Origin of the sequence: Hydrogenophaga sp. (assembly GCF_019635465.1) — a bacterium.
Lineage (GTDB): Bacteria > Pseudomonadota > Gammaproteobacteria > Burkholderiales > Burkholderiaceae_C > Hydrogenophaga.
Map to the genome: position 1 here is coordinate 1 of NZ_JAHBZK010000005.1, position 17,131 is coordinate 17,131.

The 17,131-nt window shown below is 66.9% G+C and carries 16 protein-coding genes; 10 read left to right on the forward strand and 6 right to left on the reverse strand.

Features of this window, described 5'->3' with window-relative positions; genetic code table 11:
• Positions 1–324: methylmalonyl-CoA mutase family protein (locus KF871_RS05380; RefSeq protein WP_291139267.1), on the forward strand; the 324-nt coding region annotated here is incomplete at its 5' end.
• Positions 321–1,247, forward strand: a complete 927-nt coding sequence (locus tag KF871_RS05385; protein ID WP_291139270.1) for a diacylglycerol kinase family protein — start codon at positions 321–323, stop codon at positions 1,245–1,247. The genes KF871_RS05380 and KF871_RS05385, both read left to right, overlap by 4 nt.
• On the opposite strand, the gene KF871_RS05390 is transcribed toward KF871_RS05385, so the two are convergent.
• Complete coding sequence (locus KF871_RS05390; RefSeq protein ID WP_291139273.1) at positions 1,201–2,301, reverse strand: DUF6352 family protein; 1,101 nt, start codon at positions 2,299–2,301, stop codon at positions 1,201–1,203. The genes KF871_RS05385 and KF871_RS05390 overlap by 47 nt on opposite strands.
• 66 nt (positions 2,302–2,367) lie before the next feature.
• A complete protein-coding gene (locus tag KF871_RS05395) occupies positions 2,368–3,375 on the reverse strand; it encodes a right-handed parallel beta-helix repeat-containing protein (protein WP_291139276.1) in 1,008 nt (335 codons plus the stop codon).
• A gap of 107 nt (positions 3,376–3,482) precedes the next feature.
• Between KF871_RS05395 and KF871_RS05400 the strand changes: the two genes are divergently transcribed.
• Both KF871_RS05400 and rocF read left to right on the forward strand, forming a co-directional pair.
• Positions 3,483–3,830 carry a hypothetical protein gene (locus KF871_RS05400; protein ID WP_291139279.1) on the forward strand — a complete coding sequence of 116 codons (348 nt, stop codon included), beginning with the start codon at positions 3,483–3,485 and terminating at the stop codon, positions 3,828–3,830.
• 319 nt (positions 3,831–4,149) lie between these two features.
• A complete protein-coding gene (rocF, locus tag KF871_RS05405; protein ID WP_291139282.1) occupies positions 4,150–5,079 on the forward strand; it encodes an arginase in 930 nt (309 codons plus the stop codon).
• Positions 5,080–5,082: 3 nt separating this feature from the next.
• Here the strand turns inward: rocF and KF871_RS05410 are convergent, their stop codons facing one another.
• Together KF871_RS05410 and KF871_RS05415 are read right to left on the reverse strand one after the other, a co-directional pair.
• Complete coding sequence (locus KF871_RS05410) at positions 5,083–5,382, reverse strand: antibiotic biosynthesis monooxygenase (protein ID WP_291139285.1); 300 nt, start codon at positions 5,380–5,382, stop codon at positions 5,083–5,085.
• Complete coding sequence (locus KF871_RS05415; protein WP_291139288.1) at positions 5,327–7,021, reverse strand: choline dehydrogenase; 1,695 nt, start codon at positions 7,019–7,021, stop codon at positions 5,327–5,329. Before KF871_RS05415 ends, KF871_RS05410 begins: the two co-directional genes overlap by 56 nt.
• A 163-nt stretch (positions 7,022–7,184) precedes the next feature.
• On the opposite strand from KF871_RS05415, the gene KF871_RS05420 reads away from it, so the two are divergent.
• The 3 genes from KF871_RS05420 to gorA all read left to right on the forward strand — a co-directional run bounded on the left by KF871_RS05420 (position 7,185) and on the right by gorA (position 10,197).
• Positions 7,185–8,042 (forward strand): 3-hydroxybutyryl-CoA dehydrogenase, encoded by an 858-nt coding sequence (locus tag KF871_RS05420; protein WP_291139291.1) that lies wholly within the window; start codon positions 7,185–7,187, stop codon positions 8,040–8,042.
• A 114-nt stretch (positions 8,043–8,156) separates the two neighbouring features.
• Complete coding sequence (locus KF871_RS05425; protein ID WP_291139295.1) at positions 8,157–8,699, forward strand: hemerythrin domain-containing protein; 543 nt, start codon at positions 8,157–8,159, stop codon at positions 8,697–8,699.
• 97 nt (positions 8,700–8,796) lie between these two features.
• Positions 8,797–10,197 carry a glutathione-disulfide reductase gene (gene gorA / locus KF871_RS05430; protein WP_291139297.1) on the forward strand — a complete coding sequence of 467 codons (1,401 nt, stop codon included), beginning with the start codon at positions 8,797–8,799 and terminating at the stop codon, positions 10,195–10,197.
• 25 nt (positions 10,198–10,222) lie between these two features.
• On the opposite strand, the gene KF871_RS05435 is transcribed toward gorA, so the two are convergent.
• Positions 10,223–11,494, reverse strand: coding sequence for an MgtC/SapB family protein (locus tag KF871_RS05435; RefSeq protein WP_291139299.1), 1,272 nt, complete (start codon positions 11,492–11,494; stop codon positions 10,223–10,225).
• Positions 11,495–11,528: 34 nt separating this feature from the next.
• On the opposite strand from KF871_RS05435, the gene KF871_RS05440 reads away from it, so the two are divergent.
• From KF871_RS05440 to KF871_RS05450, 3 genes are read left to right on the forward strand one after another with little or no spacing between them, the layout of a single operon-like run.
• On the forward strand, positions 11,529–13,037 hold the full coding sequence (locus KF871_RS05440; protein ID WP_291139302.1) for an AMP nucleosidase: 1,509 nt from the start codon (positions 11,529–11,531) through the stop codon (positions 13,035–13,037).
• 18 nt (positions 13,038–13,055) lie between these two features.
• Positions 13,056–15,329 (forward strand): molybdopterin cofactor-binding domain-containing protein, encoded by a 2,274-nt coding sequence (locus KF871_RS05445; protein ID WP_291139305.1) that lies wholly within the window; start codon positions 13,056–13,058, stop codon positions 15,327–15,329.
• A gap of 10 nt (positions 15,330–15,339) precedes the next feature.
• Entirely contained in the window at positions 15,340–15,810 is a 471-nt protein-coding gene (locus KF871_RS05450) for a (2Fe-2S)-binding protein (RefSeq protein WP_291139308.1), read from the forward strand.
• Positions 15,811–15,830: 20 nt separating this feature from the next.
• On the opposite strand, the gene KF871_RS05455 is transcribed toward KF871_RS05450, so the two are convergent.
• Positions 15,831–16,973 carry an ABC transporter substrate-binding protein gene (locus KF871_RS05455; RefSeq protein ID WP_291139311.1) on the reverse strand — a complete coding sequence of 381 codons (1,143 nt, stop codon included), beginning with the start codon at positions 16,971–16,973 and terminating at the stop codon, positions 15,831–15,833.
• Between the last annotated feature and the right edge of the window lie 158 nt (positions 16,974–17,131).

Consider the following 17,131-nt stretch of genomic DNA (forward strand, 5'->3'; position numbering starts at 1 on the left):
CACTACGAGATGCTCAAGCACACCGGCGAGCTGCCCATCATCGGTGTCAACACCTTCCGCAACCCGCACGGCGACCCGATCCCGCAATCGCTCGAACTCGCGCGCTCGACCGAAGACGAAAAGCAAAGCCAGCTCCAGCGCCTGCAGGATTTCCACACCCGCCACGCCAGCGAAGCACCGGCCATGCTCGAGCGCCTGAAGCAGGCCGTGATCGAGAACCGCAACGTCTTCGAGGTGCTGATGGACGCGGTGCGCTGCTGCTCGCTGGGTCAGATCACCAGCGCCCTGTTCGAAGTGGGCGGCCAGTACCGGCGCAACATGTGAGGGTTGTCCTCGCCAACCCGCGCGCCCTGGGCGGGCGCGTCGCACGCTGGTTGCCCGCGTTGCAAGCGGCGTTGCCGCCCGACGCACAGTTTCACGCCCCGGACCGGCTGGACGCCGCACTGGCCATCCTGCACGACTTGCCGCGTGGCACACGCGTGGTGGCCGTGGGCGGTGATGGCACCCTGCACCATTGGTTGCCAGCGCTGCTGGCCCGCGATCACGAACTCGGCGTGGTGCCGCTGGGCAGTGGCAACGACACAGCCCGGGCGATGGGCGTGCGCGGTGCCACCCCTTTGCAATGGCTCACCCACGGCCTGAACGGCGCTACCAGCGCCATGGACACAGGCCTTGTGGTCTGGCACGACCACCTCGGCGAACGACGCGAGGTGCCTTTCCTGTCCAGCCTGAGCGCCGGCTTCGACGCTGCCGTGGTGGCGCGCTCGCTCAATGGACCTAGCTGGCTCAGCGGCCTGCCGCGCTACTTGTGGGCCACACTCAACGAACTGGCGGCGCTGCGCACCTGGTCCATCGACATCACGGTGGATGGCAGCCACTGCCACGATGGCCCTGCCTTGTTCGCCGCCTCGCTGAACACCCCCACCTTTGGCGGCGGGATGCGGGCCACACCCGCGGCACGCACCCACGATGGCTTGCTCAACCTTTTGCTGGCAGGCCCGTTCACGCGCACGGGTGCCCTGGTCATGCTGCCGCGCTTGCTACTGGGCTGGCACCTGAGCCACCCGCGCATTCATACCCAGGCGTACGAAAGGATGACCCTGCTGGCGCAAGGCGATCTGCCATTGGCTGCCGATGGCGAATGGCTGGGTCATGCACGCACGGTCACGGTCGAGGCCAGGGTCGGCTCCCTGCGGGTGGTCAGAGCGATTGGGCGTGCTCGGTCGACGCGCTCAAGGGAAGGTTGAGCAACAGGTTCTGAGGCTTCAGTCGGAGCTGCTGCTGCGCGTTCATGGCCAGGCCGAGATAGACCGATTTGCCCCGGACGTCCTCACGCTGCTGGTCGGGGTCCGCAAACCGCAGGCGAAACAGGCTGAGCAAGCGACGCTGGCGGTCGTCGCTCAGTGTCTCGCCGTTGTAGAGGTCGTTGAGCAACAAAGTGGCTTCGGCATCCAGCCCCACGTGCCAGCGCCACGCCGGATCCTCCACGCGCGTCTGCACCTCGATGTGCACCTGCACCCCATGCAGGTGTTGAATCCAGCGCTCCAGCACCCGCGCCAACGCGGTCAAACCCGACTGCGCCCGGTCCATGGTCAGCACCAGGCCGTGGGGAAGGTTCTGTTGCACCGTATGAGTCAGGTCGAGCAAGTGACGAGAAGGTGCATCGCGCTGCACCGACCCCATGTAGGTCTCGGCATTGTCCGCACCCAGCACCGCCACCTCGACGCCAGCCAGGTGGGCACCCGCCTGTCGCAGCAAGCTGCCGATGCTGCCCAGACCGCCCGTCTCGTTGAGCATGTCCAGCGCCTGCTCGTCGCCACACAGCACACGCCCTTCGTGCAACTGGATGCGCTGGCGGCGAAACAGCAGCTCGGCCGCACGCCACACCAGCGCGTCGCGCTCACCCTCAAGCAGCCTGGCCACCATGGCCTGAACCAGCAAGTCCAGAAACAGCGGCGGCACATCGACAGCACCGCGGGCAAAGAAGCCGGCCCAGGCCGCCTCCAGTGTGCCGGCCTTTCTCACCGCATCGCGCAGGCGCAGAAAGTGCCGCCAGTTCTCACGCACGTCGGGGTCGCGCATGGCGTCGATCTGCCCGGCCATGACGCTGCGCGACGGTTGGTCGAGCATGGCGGCGTGCAAGGCCTCTTCGGCCACACAGGACTCGGGCACCAGGGCCAGCTCGGGGCGCCGCAACCAGGCGCGCCAGTAGTCGTCACTGGGGGACAACCAGGCGCGCTCGGAAACGCTCAGATGCTGCGCGCCAACGGAGGGCCAGGGAACAAGAGATGAATCGGGCATTTGGACAACCAGAGGAGGAGAGTTGTGCCTCCTCGGGTCGCCATTGTCGGTGTATTGCCCCAGGCTTCAGGGCGTCGACTGGATGGCGCCCGCGACCCGCGATGCACCCAAGGTGCGCAAGGTGTAGGGCTGCGGCGCATCGCTCACGTAGGACGCATCGGGAATCCCGCTGAGACCGATCTGGCCCTGCAAAGTGGCATTGGGCCAGAAGTTGGGGCTGGACACACTCGATGCGCCCGGAATGTTGCTGGCCGAGCTGGTCACGTTGCCGCTCTGAATGGCGTTGCCACTCGCAAAGCCCCCGGTGATCAGCGAAGGACTGCCCGTGCCTGCAAACAGGTTGGCCGTGAGGCGCACGGTGGTGGTGCCTGACGGCGCCGCCAGGAACGCGCCGCCGGAACGGGTGGACACCACCGTGTTGTGATAGAGCTCAAGCGTTCGCGTGCTGTTGCTGAACCCCTCCAGGGCATAGGCGATCACCGTGCCGTTCTGGCCGTTGGGTCCCTTCTGGAACAAGTTGCCGCGCAGAACGACGCGTCCGCCGTTCGGAAAGTCCGCCTGGTAGCTGGCAGTGCCGCTGCCACCATCCATGAAATAGCTGTGCTCGACGAGGTTGTCGCGCGCGCGGCTCTTCAGGTTGTGGCCGACCTTGGCTTCATGGAAGAAACTGCGTCGTACCGTCAACTGGTCGATCTGCCCAACGTAGATGTTGTGGCTGTAGCCATCGCCATAGCCATTGCGCGCGAACTCCGAGCCCTCAATGGTGATCGTGGACGAGCCGGCATTGGAGAGGATGCCGTTCTCGTTGTCGTAGAAGCCACTGTTGAGCACACGCAGCGCGCCCGTGTGCTCGGCGCGAATGCCTGCGCCGTTCTGATCGGGCACGGTGGCGTCGTGGAATTCGATGCTGTCGACCGTGACGTTGGCGCCTGAGATGACCCAGATGCCTTTGCCCGACGCGTTGCGTCCATTGGCGTACAGGCGCGCACGCCCGCCCTCGCCGCAGATGGTCAGGTTGCTGCGACTCCAGGATGCAACGTCACCCACATAGCTGCCAGCATCGATGCGGATCACATCGCCATTCTGCGAAGCCGCCGCCGCGGCACTTGGCGTCTGGTAGGTGCGGCTGGGACCGACCCGCAGGACACGGCCAGAGGCCGAATCACAGGCGGTGGTTCCAGGTGCAGGTGCAGGTGCAGGTGCAGGTGCAGGTGCAGGTGCAGGCGCTGGTGCAGGCGCTGGCGCTGGCGCTGGCGCTGGCGCTGGTGCAGGCGCTGGCGCTGGCGCTGGCGCTGGTGCAGGCGCTGGTGCAGGCGCTGGTGCAGGCGCTGGTGCAGGCGCTGGTGCAGGCGCTGGTGCAGGCGCTGGTGCCGAACTGGTCTGGGCAACATCGGAGGCCCCGCCGCCGCCGCCACCTCCGCCGCAGGCAGCCAGGGTCGCTGCAAACAGCGTGGCCAGGGTCAGGCGGGGCAAGGACGAGGTGGACGAGGATTCCATGGAGATTCGGGCAGGCAAAGGCGGCGAGATAAGCGATGGCGGGGAACCGTCGGCGCGAACAGCCGAGGTGCGGCGGCGTGTCAGGTCAGTTTGCTGGTAACCGCCAGCGTGATTTCCGTCACACCGATTGACGGGCAGAGGCGACGAGCGAAGCGAGTGTCGACCGCCATGCGGCCTCGAGGGGGCTACAGAAGGTTGGAATTCGTAAGTCGCCGAGCGCATTCAGTGGAGTCCGGCAAGGTGACTCGGGCTGGCGTGGTGACAATCGATACAGCTGGATACGCTTGGCGCCGTGACGCAGGCCAGCGTCGCCCAGTGCTTACCCATACTTTTGTACTCAGGCATGCAGTCATGACGACCTCCATCTCGCTCATTGGCGTCCCCACGGACATTGGCGCTGGCGCGCGCGGCGCCTCCATGGGCCCTGAAGCCCTGCGCGTGGCTGGCCTGGCCCAGGTGCTGAGTTCGCACGGACTCGACGTGCATGACGTTGGCAACCTGAGCGGTCCGGGCAACCCTTGGGAAGCACCCGTGCAGGGATACCGCCACCTGCCCGAGGTTGTGGCCTGGAACGTCGCACTGCACGAGGCCGTTTACACCGGACTCTCACGCGGGCACTTGCCCATCGTCCTGGGCGGTGACCATTGCCTCGGCCTGGGCTCCATCAGTGCGGTGGCGCGCCACTGCCGGGAGCAACGTCGCAAACTGCGGGTGCTCTGGCTCGACGCACACGCCGACTTCAACACCGCCACCCTCACCCCCAGCGGCAACATCCACGGCATGCCGGTGGCCTTGCTGTGCGGCCTGGGTCCCGCGGAACTGACCGGAATTGGCGGGCACACACCCGCCATCACACCCGACGTGGTGCGACAGATCGGCATTCGAAGCGTGGACCCAGGCGAAAAGCAGCTGGTGCACGAACACGGCCTGGAGGTGTTCGACATGCGCTACATCGACGAGATGGGTATGCGCCAGACCATGGAGCGCGCGCTCGCCGGCCTGGACGACAACACCCACCTTCACGTGAGCTTCGATGTCGACTTTCTCGACCCGGAGATCGCACCCGGCGTCGGCACAACCGTGCCCGGTGGTCCGACCTATCGCGAAGCGCAGCTGTGCATGGAAATGATTGCCGACACCGGGCGCCTGGCCTCGCTCGACGTGATGGAGTTGAACCCGGCGCTCGACGTGCGCAACCGAACGGCCGAACTCGCGGTCGACCTCATTGAAAGCCTGTTCGGCAAGTCCACCTTGATGCGCCAGCAGGCGCCGCGCGGCTGAGCCTCAGCTCTTGCCGACCAGCTCGAGGTGTTCGACCACCGGGGCTTGCGCGAAGTACGGGCCGACGATGGCGCGCCATTCGGCAAAGGCGGGCGAGCCACGGAAACCCACGGTGTGGTCTTCCAGCGTGTCCCAGTAGATCAACAGCAGGTAGCGGCCGGGGCTTTCAATGCTGCGGTTGACCTTGAAGCCCTTGAACCCCTTGGCCTTGGAGACGACGGTGTTCACCCCGAGCAGGATGGCTTCTTCAAACGCCGAGGCCTTCGAGGGATCGATGCGGATGTCCGCGTGTTCCAGGATCATGGGCTGTCTCCGATGGGTTGCTTCGCTCGGCCAGGATCATATCGACGGCCTTCTCGGCCATCATGATGACGGGGGCATTGGTGTTGCCACCGACGATCTGCGGCATCACCGAGGCATCGACCACGCGCAGGCCCCGCACCCCATGCACGCGCAGACTGGCATCCACTACAGCGTTGGCGTCGGCGCCCATGCGGCAGGTGCCGACCGGGTGATAGATCGTGTCGGCATGGCCACGCACAAACTGCTCAATCTGCGCATCGGTCTGTGCATCGGCCGACGCACGCGATTCGCTGCCGCCGAAACGCGCCAGCGCTGGCTGCCCCAGCAGTGCGCGCATGCGCTTGAAGCCCAGCACCAGCCGCGCCACGTCGTCCGGGTCGCTCAAAAACGCCGGGTCGATCAGCGGCATCACCTGCGGATTGGCGCTGGCCAGGCGCAAGCTGCCGCGACTGCGCGGGCGCAGCAGACACACGTGGCAGGAGTAGCCATGCCCGAACACCGTCTTGCGCCCATGGTCAACCAGCTTGCCGATCACGAAGTGCAACTGCAGGTCGGGGATGGCTTCATCGGGTGCGCTCTTGATGAAGCCACCGGCCTCGGCGAAGTTGGTGGTCAGCATGCCGGTGCGCGCGCGGCGCCATTCGCCCACGCCACGCAGCATGTTGGCCACGCCCTTGAGCGACAACCCGAACAGGTCGGTGGCGCGCGGCGCGTTGACCACCTGCACCACGTCCACATGGTCGTGCAGGTTGCTGCCCACACCGGGCAGGTCTTTCACCACGCCAATCGCGTGCTGCTGCAAATGCTCTGCCGGGCCGATGCCCGATAGCATCAGCAACTGTGGCGACCCGAACGCCCCCGCGCTGAGCACCACCTCCCCTGTGGCATGGCATTGCAGCCGCTGCACCTGGCCGCGCCCGCCCTGTGCACGGAACTCAACGCCCACCGCGCGCGGCGCTTCGCCGTCGCGCTGGTCCATCACCACTCGGGTCACCAGCGCGTCGGTGACGACGGTGAGATTGGGACGCGCAAGGTGCGGCGTCAGGTAGGCCTTGGCGGCACTGAACCGCTCGCCCTGGCGGTGAGTGACCTGGTAGGCCCCCACGCCCTCTTGCTCGGCGCCGTTGAAATCGGCATTGACGGGGTAGCCGGCTTCGCGCCCCGCGGCCACGAAGTGGGCAGCGAACGGATTGGGGCTGGTGAGGTCCTGCACGTGCAGTGGCCCACCAACACCGTGGTAAGTGTCAGCACCGCGCTGGTTGTCTTCGGCGCGCTTGAAGTACGGCAGTACGTCGGCCCAGGCCCAGCCCGGGTTGCCGGCCGCGGCCCAGCCGTCGTAATCGCTGGCGTGGCCACGCGCATAGATCATGGCGTTGACCGAGCTCGATCCGCCCAGCACCTTGCCGCGAGGCTGGTAGCCACGCCGACCATTGAGCCCGGCTTGCGGCACCGTCTCCAGGCACCAGTTCGCCTGACCCGTCTTGGCCAACACCGCCAGACCGGCCGGGCAGTGGATGAGCACGCTGCGGTCGGGCGGGCCCGCTTCGATGAGGGCCACGCGCATGGCCGGGTCCTCACTCAGGCGACCCGCCAGCACACAACCGGCCGAGCCACCGCCCACAATGATCACGTCGTACATGCTGTCTCCTGCGTCGCTGCAGCGCAGCACGGCTGCGCGACAATCGGCGGCCAAGTTAACAGGCGACCCGCGCAGGGTGTAGGTGGGCTCACCTAGGGGCGACACCTTCGCGACGCGGGTTTTCCCGACCCCAGCGCAACCATTCACTCAGAGGTTTCATCGCATGAGCAGCAACAGCATCCAGACCGTCGGCATCATCGGCTCGGGCACCATGGGCAACGGCATCGCCCAGGCCTGTGCGGTCAGCGGCATCCGCGTGGTCATGGTCGACATCGCCCAGGCCGCCCTCGACAAAGGCATGGCCACCGTCGCCGGCAGTCTCGATCGGCTCATCAAGAAGGAGAAGATGACCGCCGAGGGCAAGGCCCAGGCGCTGTCGCTGATCAAGGCCAGCACCAGCTACGACGACCTCAAGGGCGCGCAACTGGTGATCGAGGCGGCCACCGAGAACGAAGGCCTGAAGGTCAAGATCCTGCAACAGCTCGATGGCTTGCTGGCGCCCGAGGTGATCGTCGCCACCAACACCAGCTCGATCAGCATCACCAAGCTGGCCGCCGCCACCCAGCGCGCCGACCGCTTCATCGGCATGCACTTCTTCAACCCGGTGCCGATGATGGCGCTGGTGGAGATCATCCGCGGCCTGCAGACCAGCGACGCCACGCACGACACCGTCAAGGCCCTGGCCGAAGCGCTGGGCAAGTCGCCCATCACGGTCAAGAACGCGCCCGGCTTCGTGGTCAACCGCATCCTGGTGCCCATGATCAACGAGGCCTTCTTCGTGCTGGCCGAAGGCCTGGCCACGCCCGAAGACATCGACGCCGGCATGAAGCTCGGCACCAACCAGCCCATTGGCCCGCTGGCGCTGGCCGACATGATCGGCCTGGACGTCTGCCTGGCAGTGATGAACGTCTACATGGCCGAGTTCAACGACAGCAAGTACCGCCCCGCGCCGCTGCTGAAAGAGATGGTGGCCGCCGGCTGGCTGGGTCGCAAAACCGGGCGCGGGGTCTACGCCTATTGAGTCCGGTCAAGCCGCACGGCAGATCACCAGCCGTGCGGCCCGCGGATTTGCGCCAGATCAAAGCCCCCTGCGCAGGGCGCCCAAAAAATGCGGGCGTCACTTCAGGAGGTCGACATGGGCAAAACCACCACCAGCGCCGCACCGGTCTTCGAGTTTCTCGATGCGGCACACCGCGAGATCCAGGTTCAGTTGGTCGCACTGCGCGATTTGGCGCTGGCCATCGTCGATGACCGCTTCGGCCCTGCCGAGCAGTTGCAGGCCAAGGCCGTGCTGGCGCATTTCAATGGCGCGGCGCGCGACCACCACCTGGACGAAGAGAAGCACATTTTCCCCGCGCTGCTGCGCAGCCACAGCCCCGATCTGGTGCAGGCCACCGAGCAGCTGGTGCAGGACCACGGCTGGCTCGAAGCCATGTGGCTGCAGATCGAACCGTCGCTCGATGCCGCGCGCCACGGCAACACCTGGTTCGATCCCAGCGAAATGCTGCAGGCCGTCGAGGTGTTTCAGCAGCTCTATCACGAGCACATCGAGCTGGAAGAGTCGATCGCGTACCCACAGGCCCGCAAGTTGGTGGCGCCCGGCGACGCGCTGACCATGGGACGCGAGATGGCCAAGCGCCGCGTCGTGGCGCAGACGGCGGCGTCGGCCGGCGCCTGAATTCACTGACATTCAGGGCCCGCATGGCCCTGTGGCGTGCGGGCCCTTGCGCCGACCCATCGCACGCGCGCAGCCAGGCCTGCCTACCATCGCACCCATGAGCAATTTCGACTTCGATCTCTTTGTCATCGGTGGCGGCAGTGGCGGCGTGCGCGCCGCCCGCATGGCGGCCCAACGTGGCCTGCGCGTGGCGCTGGCCGAGGTGCTGGGTACCGATGGCCTTGGCGGCACCTGCGTCAATGTGGGCTGCATTCCCAAGAAGCTCTACAGCTACGCGGCGCACTACCACGACGCGTTCAACGAATCGCGCGGCTTTGGCTGGTCGGTCGATGGCGTGCGCTTCGACTGGGCGACGCTCAAGGCCAACCGCGCCAAAGAGATCACCCGCCTCAATGGCGTGTACGGCAATCTGCTGCGCGGCGCAGGCGTCACCCAGCTCGATGGGTTCGCGCGCTTGGTGGGCGACCACGAGATCGAAATCGCCACGCTCAACGCCGACGGCTCGCCCGGGCATCAGCGCTTGAGCGCCGCCAACATCCTGATCGCCACTGGCGGCACGCCACACGTGCCGCATTTCACCGGTCGCGAGTTCGTGCTCACCAGCAACGACATCTTCGACATCGACCCCTTCCCGCAACGCCTGGCCATCGTGGGCGGCGGCTACATCGCCAGCGAGTTCGCCTCGATCTTCAACGGCCTGGGCTCGCGCGTGACGCAGCTCTACCGGGGCGAGCAGATCCTGCGTGGCTTCGACGACGAGGTGCGCCATTTCGTCGCCGCCGAAATGATCAAGTCGGGTGTGGACCTGCGTCTGAACGCCGGTGTGGTGGACATCCGCCGCCAGGACGATGGTCTGCATATCGAATGCGAGGGCGGCAACCGCTTGGTGGTTGACGCCGTGCTCTACGCCACGGGGCGGGTGCCCAACACGCGCGACCTGGGGCTTGACGCCGTGGGCGTGGCCACCGGGGCGCAGGGCGAGGTGCTGGTTGATGCGCACTACCGGACCAACGTGCCACACATCTGGGCCGTGGGCGACGTGACCAACCGCGTGCAATTGACACCGGTGGCACTGGGCGAGGCCATGGTGGTGGTTGACCAGCTGTGTGGGCCGGCACCGGGCAAGGCCGCGCGCAGCATGGCCTACGACTTCATTCCCACAGCGGTGTTCACGCACCCCAACATCGGCACCGTCGGCCTCACCGAGGCACAGGCCCGCGAACGCCATGGCGAGGTCACCGTTTTTCGCAGCGAGTTCAAGGCCCTCAAACACACTCTGTCCGGCAGCAGCGAACGCACCCTGATGAAACTGGTGGTCGACACCGCCAGCGACCGCGTGGTGGGCCTGCACATGGTCGGCGCCGACGCGGGCGAGGTGGTCCAAGGCTTTGCGGTGGCGCTCAAGGCCGGCGCCACCAAGGCGGTGTTCGACAGCACCATCGGCATCCACCCGACGGCCGCCGAAGAGTTCGTCACCATGCGCGAGCCCGCGCGCTGAGACCGAGCAACAAGCGAACGCTGCCTCAGCCCAGCACCAGCCAGGCCATGGCCAGCGCCGTGTGCACCCAAAGGCCGGGTGCCAACCAACGCAGGTAGGCACCACGCCCCGCCACATAGGCGGTAATCGACTTGCTTGCCGCATGCAGCCCCAGCGCCAGGGCCAGCGCGTGTCGGGCCACGGGCGACGGCGCCGCATCGGCAAACACGGCCGCGGCCGACGCGTGCAGGTCGGCCAGCGAACCCAGGGCCACAGCCACAGTGAGGCCGGCATCCCCCATCCACTGCTGCAGCCCATGCACCAGGGCCTGGATGCCGACCAGCAGCCCCGCCACCATGAGCGCGCCGCCCAGGCTGAACATGCGGTCCTCGTGCGCGGCGGGCAGCGCCTCGGCGCGCGGTGTGGCCCCCGACACTGCCACCGAGGCCCCGTCGCCGCGCACCAGCCAGCCACCCCACAGCAGCGCGATCAGGGCCGAGACCGACACCGGCAACCACAATGCAGCCAGCCAGGCCGGGCGAACCGCTGAGGCCACCACCACCAGCTGCAGCAAGGTGCTCACGCACGAGAGCAAACCACCCCCGGCCAGCACCCTGGCTGGCGCCTTGCCCTGCCGGGCGGCCAGACCGAGGCTGGCGATGGTCGCGGTGCTGGAAACAAAACCCGACGCCAGCGATGACAGCGCCAGGGCGTGCTGCGCCGCCAGCAGACGGCGCCCGAGATGGGCCACGGACTGCAGCGTCAACAACAGCGCCAGCAACTGGCCGATGCCGCGCGGGTTCAGCGCGTCGCCCCACAAGGGCACATCAGGCAACAAGGGCAACCCCAGCAGCACCAACGCAGCGAGCAACAAGCCGTCGCGCATCTCGCTCGGCCGCAGCCATTGGGTCACGGCGCGGTGCGCTCGCTCGCGCAGGAACAGCACCACGGTCAGCACCACCGCCAGGCCGGCCGCCAGCGCCGTGCTGTGTGCGGCCAGCACGCCGATCAGGTAGGTCAGCAGCAGTGCCACCTCGGTGGTCACACCGGGGTCGTTCGATCGGTCCTTCGCGTAGGCCACCACGGCCAGCCCCGCCACAAAGGCCGCACCCGCGACCACCACGCCCGCCAGGCCGGTCAATGCCGCAGCGGCGCCTGTGACGCAGGTGAGCGCAAAACTGCGCAAGCCGGCCAGCGCCCGACCCGGCCCACTGCCCTTGCGGCGCTCGCGCTCCACGCCCACCAGCAAGCCACAGCCCAGTGCAACGGCCAGCACGGTGGCCGCGCGGGTAATGTCAGGTGAGGCGAGTTCGTTCAAACAAAGGTCCGATTTGGCGGTTCACAATAGGTGCATGCAACGCTCGCCCGACTTTACCGCCCCGCAACTGTTCACCGACCCCGACGCTGCGCTGGCGCAGGTGCGACGCATCTACGACCAGAACGTGGATTTCCTGCGCCGATCCATGCACGAGTACGTCAGTGGCGCCCCCTTCGATGGCGTGCGCGTGCGTGCGTGCTACCCCTATGCCCGCCTGCACACACACAGCAACCTGCGCCAGGGCGATGGCCTGGACGAAACCGGCCGCAAGCGCCTGAGCTACGGCTTTGTGGCCGGCCCCGGCCGCTACGAAACCACACTGACACGCCCTGACCTGTACATCGACTACTACCGCGAGCAGTTCGCCTTGCTGCTGGCCAATCACGGCGGCGAACTCGAAATCGGCACCAGCACGCAGCCCATTCCGATCCACTTCTCGTTTGCCGAACACGACCACGTTGAAGGTCAGATGAGCGCCGAGCGGCGCGCCTTCATGCGCGATGTGTTCGACCTGCCCGACCTCACCACCATGGATGACGGCATCGCCAACGGCACTCACGAACCCGGCCCGGGCGAAGCCCATCCGCTGTCGCTGTTCACCGCGCCCAGGGTGGACTATTCCCTGCAGCGGCTGCGCCATTACACCGGCACCTCGCCCGACTGGTTCCAGAACTTCGTGCTGTTCACCAACTACCAGTTCTACATCGACGAGTTCATTCAGCTTGGGCGTGCCGAGATGGCCAAGGCCGACAGTCCTTACGTGGCCTTTGTCGAACCGGGCAACGTCGTGACCCGGCGCGTGGGCCTGGCCAGCGAGCCCGGAGATGAACTCGGCCATGCCCCGCCGCGCTTGCCGCAAATGCCGGGCTACCACCTGATGCGAGAAGACCGCAGCGGCATCACCATGGTCAACATCGGCGTTGGCCCGGCCAACGCCAAGAACATCACCGACCACATTGCCGTGTTGCGCCCGCACGCGTGGCTCATGCTGGGTCATTGCGCCGGTCTGCGAACCACCCAGCAGCTGGGTGACTATGTCTTGGCGCATGCGTATGTGCGCGAGGACCACGTGCTCGACGAGGAACTGCCCCTGTGGGTGCCGATCCCCGCACTGGCCGAAATCCAGCTCGCCCTGGAAGCCGCCGTGGCCGACGTGACCGGCGTGGCGCCCGGCGAGCTCAAGCGCATCATGCGCACCGGCACCGTGGCCAGCACCGACAACCGCAACTGGGAGCTGTTGCCCGACAACACGCCGCAGCGGCGCTTCTCGCAGTCGCGCGCGGTGGCGCTCGACATGGAAAGCGCCACCATCGCCGCCAACGGCTTTCGTTTTCGGGTGCCCTACGGCACCTTGCTGTGCGTGAGCGACAAGCCACTGCATGGCGAGATCAAGCTGCCCGGCATGGCCAATCACTTCTACCGCGAACGCGTCGACCAGCACCTGCGCATCGGCATCCGCGCGGTCGAGCGGCTGCGCGAAGGCGGTGTGGATCAGCTCCACAGCCGCAAGCTGCGCAGCTTTGCCGAAGTGGCGTTCCAGTAAGGCAGCGGAGGCAAACAGATGGGCACGCGACGCAAGTTCATTCTCGGCACGCTGGGTGTGACGGGGGCGCTGGCCATCGGCTGGGGCGTGCTGCCACCGCGCCAACGCCTCAATACCGCCACGCCTTTGCCCACCGATGAAGGCGAGGTGGCATTCAACGGCTGGGTGAAGATTGCGCGCGACGGCACTGTCACGGTCACGCTGGCCAAGAGCGAGATGGGGCAAGGCGTCGTCACCGCACTGTGCATGCTGCTGGCCGACGAACTCGATGCCGACTGGTCGCGCGTGCGATGGCAGCAGTCGCCCATCGACAAGATCTACAACAACATCGCCACGGTGATCGACGGCCTGCCCGTGCACCCCGACACACACAACCTGGCACTGGACGTGGTGCGCTGGCTTGCGGCCAAGACCATGCGCGAAGTCGGCGTCATGATGACCGGGGGTTCGTCCAGCGTGAAGGACCTGTGGCTGCCGATGCGCCAGGCGGGCGCCGCCGCCCGGCAGATGCTGGTGGCAGCAGCTGCTGCGCAATGGGGCGTTGAGGCCGCCAGCTGCAGCGCCGAGAACGGCGAGGTGATTGCCCCCGATGGTCGTCGCATGGCCTATGGCGCGCTGGCCGCTGCGGCGGCTCAGCAGCCGATGCCCTCCACGCCCGCCCTCAAGTCGCCCGAGCAATTCAAGCTGATCGGGCAAGCCACGCGCCGCATCGACACGCCGGGCAAGATCGATGGCAGCGCACGCTTTGGCATCGACGCCCTGCCCGACAAACTGCACTACGCCAGCGTGCGGATGTGCCCCACCCTGCGCGGCCAGGCAATGCACCACGACGATGCCGCGGCGCGCCAGCATCGCGGCGTGAAAGCCGTGGTGGTGGTGCCACCGCTCAACGGCGGCACCGGTGGCGTGGCGGTGATCGCCGACCACCCGTGGCGCGCGCGCCAGGCGGCCGACACCCTGGATGTGACCTGGGACCACGGTGAACTCGCCACCTTCAGCAGTGCCGCCGCGCTGGCGCAAATTGCCCAGGCCACGCGCAGCGACAAGGGCTTCGCTTTCTATGAGACCGGTGAGGTGGACGCCGCGCTGGCGGCTGCCAGCCAACGCATCGAGGCCGAGTACCGTGCCCCCTGGCTCGCCCACGCTGCACTCGAACCCATCAACTGCACCGTGCTGTTCGAAGGCAACAAGGCCACGGTGTGGGTCTCCACCCAGGTGCCCGGCCTGGCGCGCAGCGCTGCCGCAGACGCGCTGCGCCTGCCTGCCGAAGCGGTGACCGTGAACGTGATGCTCCTGGGTGGAGGCTTTGGTCGCCGACTGGAAGTGGATTTCGTTGCCCAGGCCGCCGCGATAGCCAAGGCCTTGCCAGGCCTGCCGGTGCAGACGATCTGGAGCCGGGAGCAGGACACGAAGCACGACCTCTACCGCCCGGCCTGCGTGGCGCGATTCGAGGCCGGGTTTGACGCCGCCCAGCGACTGGTGGCCTGGAAGAACACCAGCGCCGGTCAGGCCATCGTGCCGCAAGTCCTCAAGCGCATCTTCGGCCTGCCCGGCGGCGGGCCCGACAAAACCACCAGCGAGGGCGCGTTCGACCAGGCATACGAATGGCCCGCCGCGCGCATCGCACACGTGGCGGTCGACCTCCCGCTGCAGGTGGGCTTCTGGCGCTCGGTGGGTCACTCGCACCAGGCCTTCTTCAAGGAGAGCTTCGTGGACGAGTGCGCGCACGCCGTCGGCGCGGACCCACTGGTGTTTCGTGAAGCGCTGCTCCAGCAACACCCGAAGCAGCTGGCCGTGTTGCGTGCCGTGGCCAAAGCGGCCGACTGGGGCACCCCGTCGCCTCCCGCTGCCGATGGCGCGAAGACCGCGCGCGGCATTGCGCTGCACGACTCCTTCGGCACCAGCGTGGCGCAAGTGGTCGAGGTATCCATCGGATCCGACAAAAGCATTCGCGTGCACCGCGTGTGGTGTGCCGTCGATTGCGGCCTGGCGGTCAATCCGGCCGGCATTCGCCAACAAATGGAGAGCGCCGTGATCTTCGGCCTGTCGGCGGCGCTGCACGGCGGCGTAGAGATCGTCGACGGCCAGGTTCAGCAGGGCAACTTCCACGATCAACCGGTTGTGCGGCTGAACGAAGCGCCGCTGGTGCACACCGTGATCATGCCCAGCGCAGAGCACCCCGAAGGCGTTGGGGAGCCGGGCCTGCCGCCCCTGGCGCCCGCGGTCGCCAACGCGCTGTTTGCACTGACCGGCCAACGTCTGCGCAGCCTGCCCCTCAAACTTGCGGCATGAGGATCACGCCATGACCACCACGCTCAACATCAACGGTCGCGCGGTCACCCTGGACGTGGCCCCCGACACGCCCCTGCTGTGGGTGCTGCGCGCCGATCTGAAGCTCACCGGCACCAAGTTCGGCTGCGGCATGGCCCTGTGCGGCGCGTGCACGGTGCATGCCGACGGGCAAGCCATTCGGTCCTGCGTCACGCCGGTCTCTGCCGTGTCACAACAGACGATCACCACCATTGAAGGTCTTGAAGGCCCTGAGATCACCGCCTTGCGTGCGGCCTGGACAGACCGGGACGTGGTGCAGTGCGGCTATTGCCAAAGCGGGCAACTGATGAGCGCTTGTGCGCTGCTCAAGGCCAACCCGAAACCGGACACGAACGCTGTCGAGGCGGCCATGGCCGGCAATGTGTGCCGCTGCGGCACGTATCAGCGCATTCGGGAGGCCGTGGTGGCCGCGGCAGACCAGTTGGCGGCGCAGGGCCGCTGAACGACGCCCGGCTCAACTGATCAACGCATCAGTCGACCATCGTCGCCCATTGTTGCCAGATCGGTGTAGGTGCTGCCCTCTCGCGGATTCTGGCTGGCGAGCTGGAATCCGCCGACCTGGGTGATTCCTTCCAGCGCCTGGACGAACTGTTCCCGCGTAGCCAAAGGGCCGGCGGCCCGCAAGGCCTGAACGATCAGACGCGCCGAGATGTAGCCTTCCAGCCCGAACCCGGACGTGGCGACGTTGTGACCAATGGCCGCATCGCGGTAGTCCCGAACCACGGGAAGCACGCTCGATCGCACATCGGGGAACACTTGCGCCATCGTGATGCCTGCACACAGCGGGCCAAGCTCCCTGAACATGCGCGAAGCGTCCGTCACCGACAGGCCGAAGAGCCTCGACCGCCCGCCGGCGCCGAGAAAGGCACGAATGAACTTCTCCACCGTCGGGCCGGCGCTGCCAATGATGATGGCCTGAGGCCTGGCCGAAACCAGCGCCCGCACTGCGGGCATCACCGCGTCAACGGTAGGCTGGTTGGGTGGCAATGAGCAGGTCTCCTGCAGGGAGAGCCCGCGGCAAGCGAGAGATGCTCTCATACCGGCCATCACACTGTGTCCGCAAGGCTCGTCTTCGTAGAAGGCGGCAATCCGCTGTATGCCCAATGCGTCCAGATGCGCCACGATCCGATCCATCTCGAGTCCATAGCTGGCCCTGAGGAAAAATGCCTGTCGTGAGCTCCTCGCCGGTGGACGCAGAAAATCAGCGCCTGTGATGGGATGGACAAGCGCAATGCCTGCCCTGTCGGCAAAGGGCAGCACGCGCGCGGTGACGTCGGTTCCCACAAGGTGGATCAGAGCCAGGGCGTGGTGCTTTTCGACCAGGTGCCTCGCATTCGCTTCAGCCCGATCGGTGTCGTAGCCGTCGTCCAACTGAGCAATTCGGATGGGCCGCCCCTGAACGCCCCCTTCGGCGTTGGCCTGTGCAAACCCCAAAGCGGCACCCTCCGAGTAGGCTCGGCTGATGGCCGCTCGCGTGGAAGAGAAGTCCGCAGTCTGTCCCAGAACGATGGGCTCCAGGGTGCGATGCGTGTGCTGATTCATGGCGTTGGCAACCGGCGACAAGGCTGCGCCGGCGAACGCTTCAATGATCCGTCTGCGATGCATGCTTCACCTCGGCGTTGGTTCTGATGGCCGCGATGGGCGGCGGCCCAGGAACGCCGGGACCTGTCGCCTTCCTCTGTGAGGCCGTCGCCGACGGGGTGTTGTCGGGCGGAGCCGGGAAGAGCATGCTGCGGCCCTGGGTAAGGGCTATGGAGCGGGTG

Bases quoted from the DNA above. Each gene is read 5' to 3' on its own strand.
- KF871_RS05410 (WP_291139285.1), bottom strand. From the start codon at position 5,382: ATGATCCTGGAACACGCGGACATCCGCATCGATCCCTCGAAGGCCTCG.
- gorA (WP_291139297.1), top strand. From the start codon at position 8,797: ATGAGCAATTTCGACTTCGATCTCTTTGTCATCGGTGGCGGCAGTGGC.
- KF871_RS05450 (WP_291139308.1), top strand. From the start codon at position 15,340: ATGACCACCACGCTCAACATCAACGGTCGCGCGGTCACCCTGGACGTG.
- rocF (WP_291139282.1), top strand. From the start codon at position 4,150: ATGACGACCTCCATCTCGCTCATTGGCGTCCCCACGGACATTGGCGCT.
- KF871_RS05445 (WP_291139305.1), top strand. From the start codon at position 13,056: ATGGGCACGCGACGCAAGTTCATTCTCGGCACGCTGGGTGTGACGGGG.
- KF871_RS05420 (WP_291139291.1), top strand. From the start codon at position 7,185: ATGAGCAGCAACAGCATCCAGACCGTCGGCATCATCGGCTCGGGCACC.
- KF871_RS05440 (WP_291139302.1), top strand. From the start codon at position 11,529: ATGCAACGCTCGCCCGACTTTACCGCCCCGCAACTGTTCACCGACCCC.
- KF871_RS05425 (WP_291139295.1), top strand. From the start codon at position 8,157: ATGGGCAAAACCACCACCAGCGCCGCACCGGTCTTCGAGTTTCTCGAT.
- KF871_RS05415 (WP_291139288.1), bottom strand. From the start codon at position 7,021: ATGTACGACGTGATCATTGTGGGCGGTGGCTCGGCCGGTTGTGTGCTG.
- KF871_RS05390 (WP_291139273.1), bottom strand. From the start codon at position 2,301: ATGCCCGATTCATCTCTTGTTCCCTGGCCCTCCGTTGGCGCGCAGCAT.
- KF871_RS05455 (WP_291139311.1), bottom strand. From the start codon at position 16,973: ATGCATCGCAGACGGATCATTGAAGCGTTCGCCGGCGCAGCCTTGTCG.